This is a genomic window from Corallococcus sp. AB045, from assembly GCF_003668895.1.
GTDB classification, from domain to species: Bacteria; Myxococcota; Myxococcia; order Myxococcales; family Myxococcaceae; genus Corallococcus; species Corallococcus coralloides.
Genome location: NZ_RAWN01000043.1, coordinates 23334 through 37462 on the forward strand (window position 1 = coordinate 23334; position 14129 = coordinate 37462).

The 14129-nt window shown below is 69.6% G+C and carries 13 protein-coding genes; 7 read left to right on the top strand and 6 right to left on the bottom strand.

Annotated features, from left to right (window positions below; all coding sequences use genetic code 11):
- Positions 1–7: 7 nt before the first annotated feature.
- From D7Y21_RS13015 to D7Y21_RS13035, 5 genes are read right to left on the bottom strand one after another with little or no spacing between them, the layout of a single operon-like run.
- Positions 8–1297, bottom strand: coding sequence for a hypothetical protein (locus D7Y21_RS13015; protein WP_121713459.1), 1290 nt, complete (start codon positions 1295–1297; stop codon positions 8–10).
- A 20-nt stretch (positions 1298–1317) separates the two neighbouring features.
- Positions 1318–1743 (bottom strand): type II toxin-antitoxin system death-on-curing family toxin, encoded by a 426-nt coding sequence (locus D7Y21_RS13020; protein ID WP_120565322.1) that lies wholly within the window; start codon positions 1741–1743, stop codon positions 1318–1320.
- The gene (locus tag D7Y21_RS13025; RefSeq protein ID WP_120565323.1) at positions 1740–2045 is read right to left on the bottom strand and encodes a hypothetical protein; all 306 of its coding nucleotides are present in this window, start codon (positions 2043–2045) and stop codon (positions 1740–1742) included. The genes D7Y21_RS13020 and D7Y21_RS13025 overlap by 4 nt, the downstream gene beginning before the upstream one ends.
- On the bottom strand, positions 2042–2683 hold the full coding sequence (locus D7Y21_RS13030) for a hypothetical protein (RefSeq protein WP_199724537.1): 642 nt from the start codon (positions 2681–2683) through the stop codon (positions 2042–2044). The genes D7Y21_RS13025 and D7Y21_RS13030 overlap by 4 nt, the downstream gene beginning before the upstream one ends.
- A gap of 16 nt (positions 2684–2699) precedes the next feature.
- Positions 2700–3992, bottom strand: a complete 1293-nt coding sequence (locus D7Y21_RS13035; protein ID WP_120565324.1) for an AAA family ATPase — start codon at positions 3990–3992, stop codon at positions 2700–2702.
- Positions 3993–4111: 119 nt separating this feature from the next.
- Here D7Y21_RS13035 and D7Y21_RS13040 point away from each other — a divergent pair, with 119 nt between their 5' ends.
- The 7 genes from D7Y21_RS13040 (at position 4112) to D7Y21_RS13070 (ending at position 13324) form a co-directional block, all read left to right on the top strand.
- Positions 4112–5656 (top strand): MoxR family ATPase, encoded by a 1545-nt coding sequence (locus tag D7Y21_RS13040; protein ID WP_120565325.1) that lies wholly within the window; start codon positions 4112–4114, stop codon positions 5654–5656.
- Positions 5653–6480 (top strand): hypothetical protein, encoded by an 828-nt coding sequence (locus D7Y21_RS13045; RefSeq protein ID WP_121713461.1) that lies wholly within the window; start codon positions 5653–5655, stop codon positions 6478–6480. Before D7Y21_RS13040 ends, D7Y21_RS13045 begins: the two co-directional genes overlap by 4 nt.
- Entirely contained in the window at positions 6477–8180 is a 1704-nt protein-coding gene (locus tag D7Y21_RS13050; RefSeq protein WP_121713463.1) for a M48 family metalloprotease, read from the top strand. Before D7Y21_RS13045 ends, D7Y21_RS13050 begins: the two co-directional genes overlap by 4 nt.
- Positions 8177–8743 carry a hypothetical protein gene (locus D7Y21_RS13055; protein WP_233591752.1) on the top strand — a complete coding sequence of 189 codons (567 nt, stop codon included), beginning with the start codon at positions 8177–8179 and terminating at the stop codon, positions 8741–8743. Before D7Y21_RS13050 ends, D7Y21_RS13055 begins: the two co-directional genes overlap by 4 nt.
- Positions 8740–10038: an AMP-binding protein gene (locus D7Y21_RS13060; RefSeq protein ID WP_121713465.1), complete on the top strand. Its 1299-nt coding sequence runs from the start codon at positions 8740–8742 to the stop codon at positions 10036–10038. The genes D7Y21_RS13055 and D7Y21_RS13060 overlap by 4 nt, the downstream gene beginning before the upstream one ends.
- Before the next feature lie 87 nt (positions 10039–10125).
- Positions 10126–11136: an aldo/keto reductase gene (locus D7Y21_RS13065; RefSeq protein ID WP_120565330.1), complete on the top strand. Its 1011-nt coding sequence runs from the start codon at positions 10126–10128 to the stop codon at positions 11134–11136.
- Between the two features lie 73 nt (positions 11137–11209).
- Complete coding sequence (locus D7Y21_RS13070) at positions 11210–13324, top strand: ATP-binding protein (RefSeq protein ID WP_233591753.1); 2115 nt, start codon at positions 11210–11212, stop codon at positions 13322–13324.
- Here D7Y21_RS13070 and D7Y21_RS13075 read toward each other — a convergent pair whose 3' ends face one another.
- Positions 13325–14119 carry a radical SAM protein gene (locus D7Y21_RS13075; RefSeq protein WP_121713475.1) on the bottom strand — a complete coding sequence of 265 codons (795 nt, stop codon included), beginning with the start codon at positions 14117–14119 and terminating at the stop codon, positions 13325–13327.
- Between the last annotated feature and the right edge of the window lie 10 nt (positions 14120–14129).

Below are 14129 nucleotides of genomic sequence, written 5' to 3' on the forward strand. Positions count from 1 at the left end.
TGGGTGCTCAAGGCGCGACGATGTTGCTCAAGAAAGCCCACTCGTTCTGGACCTGGGCCTGTAGCCACTCGCGCTGGAGCGTGGGCAGGGGCCAACTTCCACTCTGCATCTGCCGGGCGGATTGAAGGACCGGGCGCATCGACTCAAGGGCCTCGGCCAGTTGGGCGCGCATCATCTCGTTCCCCACCAGGACCGCGCCCTGCTCCATCATGCGCGTGCCCACGAAGCGCTCCAGCACTGTGTCCCCTGTCCGAATGCGCGCTCCCAACGTGAGCAACGCCTTCCCCAGTCGGTCCTGGTCCTCCGGGGTGAGCCGGTCCTTCGTCGCCGCGGCCCGTTGGGTGAGCACCGAGGAGGGATCCACGACCAGGTTCGCGACCGCCACCATGAAGGTCTTGTCGGCTCGCGAGGAAGCGCCCGTGGCCGCCAGGCGCCGCTCCGCATCCACATACAGCTGGGACAGCGGAGCGTTCCCATAGCGCTTCAAGCTGGCGATCCGATCCACCGCCACGATGTCCTCGTGGGTGAGCGGCGTCTCTTTCGAGACATCCGCCATCAACAGGAGCAGCGGGATGCGGGACTCGCTCGCCCCAGCGCCGTGCGCCTCGAGCTTGAGTCGCACCACCTCGCGCGCTTGTCTCCGTTGGTCCGCGGACAGTCCGTCGGCATGACTGAAATACTCGTGGGCGGAGAGGAGCAGATCCAGCTCCTTCATCTCGGACACATGCTCCACCAGCCACTGCTGCTGGGCCTCCGAGGCCTTGCCATCCGCCAGGACGGCAACGAGGCGCGACTCCACGGACTCGGTCCGAGCCCACACGTCGGAGACGGCATCCTTCGCGTCCATGACGACCTCCGGATACCAGCGGGTGTCCTCGAAGGAAGGGCGTCCCGCGATCTTCCACGCCTGGCTCAGCGCCTTGGTCCACCCGGGCTTGGGCGTCCGGCGCCGCTGCTCGACGAGCGCCACGAGCATGATGGCGTCCGGTTTGTCGGGGCCCGTCTCCAGGAAGCGGCTCGCGGTCCGGGCTGCCTCATCCTCGGCGCCCTGCTCCAGTTGCAGACAGGTCTGGACCATCAGCGCGCCAGGATGCTGGGGCGCCTCCTTGAGGATGGCGGCGAGCTGCGTCTGGGCCTGGGACAGCTGCCCCTCCCAGACCTGGTTCGCGGCCACATGGACCCGCGCGTCGATACGCTTCCGGATGGCCTCCTGTTCCTCCTCGGAACGCCGGCAGGCCGTGCTGGTGAGAAGCAGGCCCAGGGCCAGCAGGGAGCAACAACCACGAAGGGATGCCATGCCCACGGCCTATGCCGACCTCAAGCGCCGACGCGAAGCTCGCGCAGGTGTTCGACGACCCAGAGGTATACCGGCTCGACGTCCTTGAACTGGTTGTTGGAGATGGCCATCACCAGCGTCTCCGCTTCATCGATCGTAGCGTCCACCTCCAGGCCCATGCACGCCAGGGCCTCGCACATGGCGAGCCAGGAGATGCGCTTGTTCCCGTCCACGAAGACCTGCTTCGTCGCGATGTAGAAGAGCAGGTAGACGGCGAACATCAGCCCCGGGACCGCTTCCGGCGGGGCGCTGTACTCCTCCGCGGTCCAGGCCGCTCCCAGGGTCGCGCCAGGGCCCAGGGCATCACGGACCCCTCCCCTGCCGCCATGCGCGGCGATGCCCTTGGCCTGCAGCTCCTGGAGCCGGGTCAGGCCGCAGAACCGGTCATACGGCTGCGCGTCGCTCATTGGGCCAGCCTCCGCAGCAGTTCACTCCACTTCCGCAGGGCGTGCGCGTCACGCTCCTCCGCGCTTGGAACCGGCACGTCGGCGCCCTGCTCGCGAATCCAGACGAGCCGAGGGGTGGGTCCCATGACGACCATCGCGGAGACCTCTCGCAGGTGAGCGGCCTGCTCCACCTGCTCCGCCGTGGCGGTCACCGCGAGAGTCGCGCCCTCCCGCGGGGCAAGCTGGATCGTCGGCGTGTTCGACACGCCAGGGTCAATCCCCTCGACAGTGCCGTGAATCACTTCCAGGTGAGGCAGCATCATGACTTCTTCTTTCTGACCCCGGACCGAGACGCCCGCTTTCTCGGGGCAGGCGACGCTTCCGCACGAGCCAGGTCCATCTGGCTGCTGCCCGCGGACCACTGCCGGCCTTCGCGCGACTCCCACTCACGCACCGCGCGGGCCACGAGCGGAGCCTTGTCCTCCAGATAGTCCAGCGTCACACGCCGCCGCTCGTACTCCTCCAGCCACTGCCTCCGATACCGGACCACCCGCTCATCGTGGTCCAGCCCCAGGAGGCGCAACGTCTCAACCGCCCGCTCTCGCAGTTGCGGCGGGCAGCGTTCCGTGACCTGGAGTTGAAGCGATGGGAGTAGGAGCGCGAACCAACCATCCTCGATTTCGAAGGGATCCATCAGGCGCTCGGAGACAAGCGCCTGTTTACGGCTGTTGAGCCATCCGGCGGAGTACCGGAAGTTGGTCCATTCGTAGGCGAGCCGCCGATCTTCATCGAGGGGGATGAAGTGATCGACGGTCCCTGGCGCGCCCAGATACATCGCGGTGTAGGCACAGCGCTCGAAGAAGGCCTCCGCGAGTTGAGCATTGCAACGCCGCCAGTACGCGGGCGGCCGGCTGGGGGACTCCGGATTGCGGCGCAGCCACCCGCGTCCGGGCGTTCTCACCCTCGAGTCGAAGTCCTCAGGCTCGCTTCCTGGAACGCACCGGATCACGGCCGCCTCCCCCATCGCGAGCGACGACCCACCGGGGCCAGAACGGATCCTGCTCCGGGAGCAGGCGTCGCAGTTCAGCGTCGATTTCCTTCAGCGTGCCCAAACCCTCACGCTCGCCTCGCATGTAGGCCTCGGCGGCTTCCACCGCGCGTTCAGCCTCCCAGGCACGCGCCTGGGCCAGCCCCATGACAGGCGACGTCAGCCAGTCGTTCGCATCTCCCTGCTTCGCCCAGGGGAGATGCCGCAGGCGCACCTGCTCTTTTTCGAGCTGGAAGAGGAAGAGAGCATCCTGCTCCTCGTCGAAGAATGGCTCCAGGGAGGCCAGCACCAACGGGGAGTGGGTCGTCAGGAACGTCTGGACGGACGTCTCGCTCGCGAGGCCGTCGATGACCTGGATGAGCGATCCGACGATGCGGCGCTGCCACAGCGGATGGAGGTGGGTCTCCACTTCATCCACCAACAGGATGAACCGGGGATCCGGCGCCTGCCCGAGGAACTCCGAGGCCTGGAGATGTTCATGCCACGCCCAGACGACGAGGTAGGCCAGGCCCAGGATGCGGCGCATTCCCGCGGAGGCATGCACCACTGGAATGGTGCCGTACGGCATGTCGAGGGTCGGGTAGTTCTGGACGTCCTCGATGGCCAACCGCATGGGCCGCCCGGGGCGGATGGGCTCGTCGCGAGGGGACAGCTGTTCCAGCGCCCGCTTCAACATCTGGAACGGTGACTGCGCGGAACCATCATCCTGCAACTGCCAGGTCAACCAGTCCCGGACGAGCCCGTTACAGACCGTCGTCCCCTCGTACTTCAGGCCATCCCAGAGGTCCTGGGGCGAGAAGTGGAAGGCGTCCGGCCTTCGAGGCGCATCCGGATCCGCGCGCGACGTCTTGTGCCAGTAGTTCCGTGCGGGGTCCCAGACGGAGAAGCTTCCGTCGACGCGCGCATAGACGGTCAGGCCCGGCATGCTCGGGCGCCCTTCGGGCCAGGGCCACAGCTGCCGTTCCGGGTCGAAGTCGCTCGTCTTGTTCGATGCCCGCCGCGCCTTGCCCGTCAGGGTCCAGTCAATCCGACGACGCCGAGCGCCGCGATGAGGCCACGCGGGCAGACCCGGCCAGGTCCCGGTCAGGCTCCACCACGCCACATCGAGCAGGAAGCTCTTGCCCAACCCGTTGTCACCCGTCAGGACGTTCAGCCGGGGTGCGAACTCGACGTCCAGGCGAGGCGCGGGGCCGACCCCCTGAAGGTGAAGCTCTCGGAGCATGCGCCGACACTTAGCGCATCCCGTCCATGCCGCCCACTTCCGGAAGCCTGGATGGTGGGGGTACACCCATCCAGCTCACACCCGCCCCCGCTCTCCCGCTGCTACACTCCCCACCCTCCATGGCCAACCAGGATTGGGTCTCGCGCCTGCTCACCGGGCGTGCGTCGGCGGACAAGGGCCTCAGCGTCCACCTCTCCGAGCGCGACGGCGGCAGCCTCCACGACAAGATGCGGCAGGCGTATTGGTGGATCACCAACAACGCCGTCATCTGCCCCTACTACGACATCGAGTTCGGCGGCACCGCCGCCCTCAAGAACACCGCCGGGGACGAGGTCCACCTCCCGGAGGACATGAGCTACAGCTCCTTCGTCCTCATCCCGCTGCTCACCCTCTTCACCTGCCGCCGCGCCCTGCTCGTGGGTGGCCCGGGCCGCGGAAAGACAACCTCCGCCATCCTCATGGCCCTGCTCTCCGGCATGGGCCGCGAGGACGTCCACCGGGGCATCCAGCGCGGCCACCCGCAGCTGTCCATCGCGGACCTGCTCGGCGCGCCCCTGCCCTCGGACATGCTCAAGGCGGAGGACCTGTCCGCCGTGAAGGTCAGCTGGCGCAAGTGGATTGGCCAGCGCGTGAAGATCATCGACGAGTACAACCGCATCCCCACGAAGACCCAGTCCGCCCTGCTGTCGCTCCTGGGCGAGGGCTACGCGGAGATGATGGACCAGTACATCTACACCGGCCGCTCGTCCTGGTTCCTCACCGCCAACGACGACCAGGGCGGCGGCACCTTCCAGGTCATCGAAGCGCTCAAGGACCGCCTGGACGTCGTCGTGCGCGCCGTGCCCTTCAACTCCGGCTTCGTGGACACGCTGCTCCAGCGCATCGAGTCCGACAAGTCTCCGGAGGAGCTGCTCCCCAAGGACATCGTCTTCACGCCCGGCGAGTTGGAGAAGGCCTACGACTCCATCCTCGCCGTGGAGGTGCCCAAGGGCGTGCTGGAGCGCGTGGCCTTCTTCCTGGGCCAGCTGGACTTCTGCCGCATGGCGTCCCCGCGCTTCGAGTTCAAGCACAAGGACACGCTGAAGCTCGCGGGACAGACCGTGTCCGCCGTGTGCAACGAGCAGTGCCCCTTGGACAAGAAGGTGCACCTCTGCACGCAGACGGAGAACGGCACCAGCGTGCGCGCGTACCAGACCATCCTCCACTTCGCGAAGGCGCTCGCGTTCTTCCGGGGCCACCGCGTGACGGAGCTGGAGGACTTCCGGCAGATCATCCCCTGGGTGCTGCACGAGAAGCTCACCCCCAACGCGCGCAGCCCCTTCTTCGAGGCGAAGGGCAACAAGCTGCTGCTCCAGGACCGCGTGGCGTGGATCCGCAACATGTTCGACATGGCCATGGCCCGCTACGGCACGCACGCGCCCGTGCGCCAGAAGGTCGCCGCTTTGCGCACCGAACTGGACCTGGGCCTCTCCGGCGTGGACCTGCGCACCACGGAGAAGCGCCTGTCCACCGTCACCGCGCTGATGAATGACCTGATGACCCGCCAGGAGTTGTCCGGTCCGGTGTACGAGGACCTCATCCACTTGAAGTCCCTCTACAGCCGCTACCGCAACTACGCGACGTGGCTGAAGGAGAACCCGGGCGGTCAGGGGAAACAGCCATGAGCGAGTTCGTCGACGACCTGGAGAAGGAAGCCCGCGGCCGGTTCGTGCGCTGGGACCGCGCGCTGTGGAGCGCGTTCCTCAACGGCCCGGTGGTCCGCTTGGGCCGGGGGCTCGCGAGCGGTGACGCCGCGTCCGGAGAGGAGCTCCTGCGCAACTACATGCGCCTGGGCGCGGAGGGCATCGGGCTGGGCTACATGTATCCGGGGTCCGCCGGGCGGGAGAACTTCTTCACGCTCGCGTGGCGGGACCTGCTACCGCGCCTGTTGCCGAACCTGCGTCAGGAGGAGCAGGCCCCGGCGCTCGCGCGCGTGTGGAACCTCAGCGAGAACCTGGAGTCCGCGCCGCCGTGGGTGCAGCGGCTGTTCTGCCGCCTGGGCGCGAACCTGTCCTCGCTGGAGGACCTGGAGGGCCACCTGCACACCATCGCCAACGAGGCGATGGAGCCACCGACCCAGGCGCTGGGCGACACGTCCACCGCGCAGTGGGTGGACCTGTCCCAGGAGGACGCGCGCTTCATGCCCGGGGAGATGCACTTCCTGGCGCCCGCCGTCGTCTGCGTGCACGACCGGCACCGCGCCACCGCCGCCGGTGGACGCGACGCCGCCACGCAAGGCGTGTGGCTGGTGAAGAAGCCCATGCTGCTGGGGCCCATGGGCTGCAACGAGCGGCTGGAGCCCGCGACGGGCAAGCCCTCCAAGGCGCTCACCTCGCTGGCGCAGCGCGACCCTCGCGCGGGGGACTGGTACAGCACCCAGCACAACGAGTGGCGCGCGGTGGCCACGATGCACACGTCCCAGTGGCTGGCGGTCATCCTGCCGGCATGAGCGCGGGCGCGGCCTTCACCCCGGAGGAGGTGGAGCGGTGCTGGCGCGACGCGCTGGCGCTGTGGGACGTGCACGTGCAGTTGAGCCCGCCCGAACCGCACCAGCCCTTCCGGCCCGGTGAGGCCACGCCGGACGAACCGCTCGCGTACATCGACCTGGTGCGCCGGCAGGTGTTCGTCCACTTCGACCTGCTCGTCCGCATGGGCGCGCGCGACAGCCTCACCGCCGTGCTGGCCCATGAAATCGGCCACCACGTGCGCTTCCCCCACACGCTGGGGTGGGACGCGGAGCTGCGAGTGCTGGAGCAGCGCCTCATTCCGGGCCTGGGCCAGTCGCTCACCAACCTGTTCTTCGACCTCCAGGTGAACGAGTTCGTGGGGCGCACCCACGCGGAAGCGCTGTGTCAGGTGTACCGGGGCTTCCTGCGCACGCCCGACGGGCGCAAGAAGAACAAGAAGAAGAAGGAGGACGGCGACACGGGCGGGCCGTCCCCGCTGTTCTGCTTCTATCTGGCCATCTACGAGGAGCTGTGGCGCAGGGAGCCCGGACACCTGGTGCCCGAGGCCCTGCTGCCGAAGCTGGAGGAGGCCTACCCGGGCTTCCGCGCGCAGGCGCGCATGTTCGTGCAGACGTTCTACGCGCTGCCCGACCCGCGCCTGCAATTCCTCTACTTCTGCGCCGCGTTCATCCGCTTCATCGACATGCCCTCCGAGGTGGGCTTCTGCATCCCGCTGGCCGGCGACCTCGGCACTCCGGACGAAGGCGACCTGGACGCGGCGGTGCAGTCCGGCGGCCGGTGGGAGGACGCGCTGGACGAGGCGCGCGCCAATGGCTGGCTGGACGACTCGCACGACACGAAGGAGTCGGACCCGCTGGACACCATCCGCCGCGTGACGGCGCACCTGCCCGGCAACGACGGCGGCAGGCTGCGGCGCGCGCTGGTGGCCCGGTACTACCGGCGGCTCGTGGACCAGTACATCCTCAAGCTGCCCGCTTCGGCCTCGAAGCCGGAGCCCTACCTGCGCACGATTCCGGAGGCGTGGGAGTACGGCGACGACCCGTCCACCATCGACTGGACGCTCACGGTGATTTCGCAGGGTCACCTGGCCGCCGTGGCCCCGCTGCGCCGCGAGCTGGAGGCGGACCTGCCACCGCCGTCCGACCTGGGCGTGCCCGCGCTGGAAATCTATCTGGACACCAGCGGCTCCATGCCCAACCCGCAGCAGGACCTCAACGCGATGACGCTGGCCGCGCAGGTGCTGTCGGCCTCCGCGCTGCGCAAGGGCGCCACGGTGCGCGGCATCATCTATTCGGCGGACAACCCCATCGTATCCCCGTGGATGTACGACGAGGAGACGGCGCGCGACTTCTTCTTCCACTACATCGGTGGAGGGACGTGGTTCCCGGTGGAGGTGATGGAGCAGCTGTCCGAGGAGCGGCCGGACGCGCTGCGCGTCGTCATCTCCGACAGCGACTTCCTGTACAACATGCGGCAGGAGGGCGCGCTGCCGCGGTTCGCCCGCGGGATGAACCGGTCGCGCCGCGTGGTGGCCTTCCTCGCGCTGCCGGACGACGCCCCCGCGCGGCAGGTGCTGGCGCCGGTGCTGGGAAGCCCGCGCTTCCGGCTGGCGACCGTGCAATGGATGTCTGACTTTGGCCGTGCCGCCGCGGCACTGGCCGATGCCCTGTTGGAGAAATGATGGCCGTTTCGATTCCCCACCTCCGTGAGCAGCTGGCGGCCACGCCCATCGTGTCGCCGTATCCGCATGACCTGGCGGTGGCCATCGTCTGCGACACCTTCCGTCTGGCCAGCCAGCGCCCCCCGTCCCAAGCCGAGTGGGCGAAGCTGGAGCAGCGGGTGAAGAACCCGCTGTTCCAGGAGCAGGTGGGCATGCTCGCGCACGTGCTGGTGTCGTCCGACCTGCGCAAGAAGACGGTGCTCTACCTCACCGCGGACCGCACCCCGCAGGCGCGCTTGCAGCAGTTCTTCGAGGAGGTGCATCCCCTCACCGCGGAGATGATCCGCTCCAACGCCTTCCGCCAGGAGGAGTTCCTGCGCAAGTGGCTGGCTGCCTTGGGCGCGGACATCGAAGGCGAGACGGAGGCCGAGTCGAAGCGCCACCTCAAGGACCTGGACTACCGGCAGGCCGTGACGGACCTGCGCAAGGTGGAGGAGGCGCGCAAGAAGGAGGCGGACCGGCGCCAGGAGATGCTCCAGGAGGCAGCACGCAAGGACGCCGAGGCCCGGGGCTGGCGCGAGTGACGCTCGGGGTCGCGCCCAGGGCCCGGATCCGCCGCGACAGCCACACGCAGCGCCCGCACCTGCCGTGGGCGCTGGACGTGGCGGCGGGCCTGGCGCGCGGCGCGGCCACGGTGGACGAAGCCGCCGCCCGCGCGGAGCTGGAGGCGCGCCTGCCGGCCCTCCGCGAAGCGCTCCGGGGCTCGCCCTACTACGTGCGCGTGCTGCGCGAGTCGGGCCTGCACCCGGGCGACCTGCGGCGTCTGGAGGACCTGCGGCACTTCCCCGCGCTGGACCGCGCCACGCTCGCGCGCCACTGGGAGGACGTGCCCACGCTGCCCGCCGCGTCCGACGAGTGCGTGGTGGTGAAGAGCTCCGGCACCACCGGGGACCCGGTGAACGTGCTGCGCGACCGGCGCGACTGCCTGCTCATGTGGGCCGTGCTGCGCTTCTTCACCGAGCGCACCAACACCGTGCCCCCGCCGCGTCCGCGCGTGGTGCTGCTGGATGCGCTGCCGGGCGGGCTGGAGTACTCGGTGCGCCTGCCGCTGTTCCACGACGGCGCCCTGCACCGCGTCTCCGTGCTGCGCGACGACGCGGTGGCGCGTCTGCAACGGGTGAAGGCCTCCGTCGTCTTCTCCGACCCGGAGGGGTTGCGCTGGCTGCTCGCGCATCCGGAGGTGCCGTCCCCCTTGCTGGTGCTCACCTCCGCGCAGCACCTGCCGCACGCGCTGCGCGACGCCTGGAAGCAGGAGCGCGGCGTGCCGGTCCTCGACTACTACGCCGCCACGGAGACGGGGCCGCTCGCGTGGGAGTGCCTGGAGGACACGAACCGGGGCCGCTTCCACGTGCTCACGCCGGACGTCTGGCTGGAGCCGGATGGGGACGAGGTGGTGGTGACGCGGCTGCGCCCCAGCGTGCTGCCGCTGTTGCGCTACCGGCCCGGGGACACGGGCACCGTGCGGCGCAACGCATGTTCCTGCGGCTTCCACGGCTGGACGCTTACGGGCTTCGGCGGACGCGGGGCCTGCGCGTTCCACACGCCTTCTGGCCGCACGGTGGACGCGTGGTCGCTGGCGTGGGTGTTCAAGCACCACCCGCTGCGCGCGTTCCGGCTGACGCAGGTGACACGGGAGCGCTTCACGCTGGAGCTCTCAGGCGCCCCCGAGGACAGCGTGGCGGCGCTGTGCGAACGGCTCACCGCCGCGCTACGCAACCTGGGATGGACGATGCCGGTGGTGGAGGCGCGCGGGGCGCAAGGGCTGGCACCGGCCGCCAAGCCGCTCCCCTTCCGTTGCGAGCTGCCGCTTCCGGGATGAGCCAGGCCTTCGCCTGGTCGTTTGCCCTGGATTCCCGCGCCTCGCGTGAAGATTGTCCCAGGGAGGGTGCACCCGCACGGAGGACACATGGAGACTCGGAAGCTGGGCAGGCAGGGCCTCACCGTTTCGGCGCTGGGCCTGGGCTGCATGGGCATGTCGGACTTCTACGCGGGCCGCGACGACGCGGAGTCGGAGGCCACGCTGCTCCACGCGCTGGAGCGGGGCCTCACCTTCTTCGACACGGCGGACGCCTACGGGCCCGGCCGCAACGAGGAGCTGGTGGGCCGCGTGCTGGGCCCCCACCGTCAGAAAATCGTCCTGGCCACGAAGTTCGGCCTGGTGCGCGACCCGGCGAATCCCCAGTCGCGCGGCGTCAACGGCCGGCCGGACTACGTGAAGCAGGCGTGCGACGCGAGCCTGAAGCGCCTGGGAATGGACGTCATCGACCTCTACTACCTGCACCGGGTGGACCCGAAGACGCCCATCGAGGACACCGTGGGCGCGATGGCGGAGCTGGTGAAGGCCGGCAAGGTGCGCTTCCTGGGGCTGTCGGAGGTGAACTCGGAGACGCTGCGCCGCGCGTGCGCCGTGCATCCCATCACCGCGCTCCAGTCGGAGTACTCGCTGTGGAGCCGGGACCCGGAGGACGGCGTGCTCCAGACGTGCCGCGAACTGGGCGTGGGCTTCGTCCCCTACAGCCCGCTGGGCCGCGGCTTCCTCACCGGCCAGTTCAAGCGCTTCGAGGACCTGCCGGAAGACGACTACCGCCGCCACTCACCCCGCTTCCAGGGGGAGAACTTCCAGCGCAACCTCAAGCTGGTGGAGCACATCGACCGGCTCGCCAGCCAGAAGCGGTGCACGCCCGCGCAGCTCGCGCTCGCCTGGGTGCTGTCGCGCGGCGAGGACGTGGTGCCCATCCCCGGCACCAAGCGCCGCAAGTACCTGGACGACAACCTGGGTGCCCTGGACGTGAAGCTCACACAGGAGGACCTGGCGGCCATCGAGTCCATCGCGCCGCCGGGCGTGGCCGCGGGCGAGCGCTACCCCACCGCCATGCAGGGCTTCCTCCAGACCGACGCCCGGAAGGAGACACGCTGACGGCGGGCCCCAGGCCCGTCCGCCCCGCGCATCCATGACCGCGCCCGCTCCGTCCGCCCCGCGGTATCCGCCGGTGCCTCCCTCCTCCCCGCCTCCGCGCGCGCCGGAGCCGTTCCGCAAGGAGGGGGGCTCCGAGTTGCTGAACTACGGGCTGGCGGTGGCGGCCGTCGTGGTGGCGTACTTCGCCCAGCGGCTGCTGTGGCCCTACATGTCCAGCGCCCCGTTCCTGTCCTTCTTCGCCGCCGTCGCGTTCGCGGGCTGGTGGGGAGGCTGGGGGCCGGGGCTGCTCGCGACGGCCCTCTCGCTGGTGACGGTGGACTACTTCTTCCTGTCCCCGCTGGGGAACTGGATGATCCACCCCGGCAACCTCATCGCGCTGAGCGTCTTCCTCGCGCTGTCGATGTTCGTCACGTTGCTCAACGTGCGCCTGCGCCGGGCCAACGAGGAGCGCGCGGACCTGCTGGAGCGCGAGCGCACCTCCCGCGCCGCCGCCGAGTACGAACGCGCGCGCCTGCACGAACTGTTCATGCACGCGCCCGCGCACCTGGTCATCTTCCGCGGGCCCCAGCACGTCTTCGAGCTGTCCAACCCCCTCAACTCCGCGATGCTCGGCAACCCTCCGAGGCTGTTGGGCCTGCCCGCGCGCGAGGTGGGGCCGAAGGAGGAAGCGGAGCGCGTGGCCCGCATCCTCGACCACGTCTACACGACGGGAGAGCCCTTCGTGGGCCGGGAGGTGTCCCTCAAGCTGCCCCAGCTGGATGGCACCCTCCGGGAGTACATCTTCGACGTCACGTACACGCCCACGCACGACACGAACGGGCAGGTGGACGGCATCGCGGGCTTCGGCTTCGACGTGACGGACGTGGTGCGCGCCCGCTCCCGGGCGGAGCGGCTGGCGCGAGAGCTGTCGCACAACGAGGAGCACCTGCGGCTGCTGGCCGGGGCCAGCTCCTTCCTGGCCACGTCGCTGGACTACAAGGCCACGCTGCGCAACGTGGTGCGCCTGGCGGTCCCCACGCTGGCGGACTGGTGCCTCATCGACAGCGCGTTGGACGACGGCACCTTCCAGCGCATGGAGGTGGAGCACTCGGCCACGGAGCCGGAGTCGCTCGCGGAGCCGCTGCGGTCCCGCACGACGTACGTGTCAGGCCTCCCCAAGATGGCCGGCCCCGGGTCGCTTCATCACGGGCAGCCCTTCTTCATCGAGAACTTCACCGACGACCTCCTGCCGCGGTTCACGAGTGATCCCGAGCGCATCGCGCTGCTGAAGGAGCTGCGCGTCCGCTCGCTGGTGGTGGTGCCGCTGGTGGCCGGGGAGCGTTCGCTGGGGCTGCTCAGCTTCGTCACCACGCACCGCTCCGGCCGGCGCTACACGACCGCGGACCTGCCCTTCCTCCAGGAGCTGGCCAACCGCGCCGCGCTCTCCATGGAGAACGCGAGGCTGTACCGCGAGGCACGCGAAGCGGTGCGCCTGCGCGACGAGTTCCTGTCCATCGCGAGCCATGAGCTGAAGACGCCGCTCACGCCGCTCAACCTCAAGCTCCAGGCGCTGCGGCGCGAGATGGAGCGCCACCCGGGCCCGGTGCCGCGAGAGCTGGTGGAGCGCTACCTGGATGTGGGCTCGCGGCAGATGAAGAAGCTGGCGGAGCTGGTGAACGACCTGCTGGACGTGTCGCGCATCGCGGCCGGGCGGCTGTCGCTGGAGTGCGTGCCCATGGACCTGGCGGAGCTGGTGCGCGACGTGGTGGCCGTCTACGAGGGCCCCGCCGCGCGCTCCGGCTCCGTGCTCCAGCTGGAGTGCACGGACACCGTGACGATGGGGGTGTGGGACCGGCCGCGACTGGAGCAGGTGGTGGTGAACCTGGTGGACAACGCCATCAAGTACGGCCGGGGGCGCCCCATCCAGGTCCGCCTGGAGACGCGTGACGGCAAGGCGGCGCTGACGGTGCGGGACCAGGGCATCGGCATCTCGGAGGAGTCCCTTCCGCGCCTCTTCGGCCGCTTCGAGCGAGCGGTGAGTGACCGGCACTACGGCGGCCTGGGTCTGGGCCTCTACATCACCCGCACGCTGGTGGAGGCCATGGGCGGCACGGTGCGCGTGGAGAGCCTCCTGGGCCAGGGCTCCGTCTTCACGGTGGAGCTGCCGCTGCCCGCACCGTCGGCGGACGTAGGCGTTCCGGCGCCCTGATCAGGAAGCGGCGCGAGCGCGCGGCAGCTGCGCGTGGGGTTCCCAGGGGCCGCTGGAGCCCAGGCAATGGCGGCACGTGGCGAGCGGCGTGTCCCGTTCCAGGTAGCCCAGCAGGCGCGTGAGCAGGTCCGGGTCGTCGAGCGGCACGCCGTCGTGTTCGACGAGCGCGGGCAGGTGCGGATGCTCCGCGGCGAAGACGGTGGCGACGTGGGGCGGCCGGGTGCAGGTGTAGAAGCGGCCCTGGTGGACCAGGTGGCAGCGCTGCTTGAGCCAGCACTTGTCGAAGACGTCCCGCACCTCCGCGTCGGACGTGAGTGGGGCGTCCGGGGTGATGCGCTGGAAGCGGTCGATGGCCTTCACCGTGAGGTGGACGCCGTGCTGGTCGCAGCGCTCGGTGATGCGGGCGATGGAGCGTTCGGGCAGGGGCGCGGACGTGTAGAACGACAGCGTCATCCGGTCGAGCCGTTCGTACACGGCGTCGGTGGCACTCTGGGCGAGGAAGCCGTTGGTGGTGACGGACACCTGTTCGGTGAGCCCGGAGGCGCGCACCACGTCCAGCACGGCGGGCAGGTCCGGATGGAGGAAGGGCTCACCGCCGGTCAGCTTGAAGACGTTGGGCTTGAGCACGCGCGAGAGCCGGCGCAGGTCCTCCGCCAGAGCCTGGGGGGACACCGCCCACGCGGGCAGGTGCGGCGACAGCGGGCAACACTGTGCACAGCGCAGGTTGCAGTGCGTGGTGACGTGCGTCTCCAGGGACCAGGTGAGGACGCGGCTGTCGTGAAGCTCGTAGCGCACGGCGCGGGAG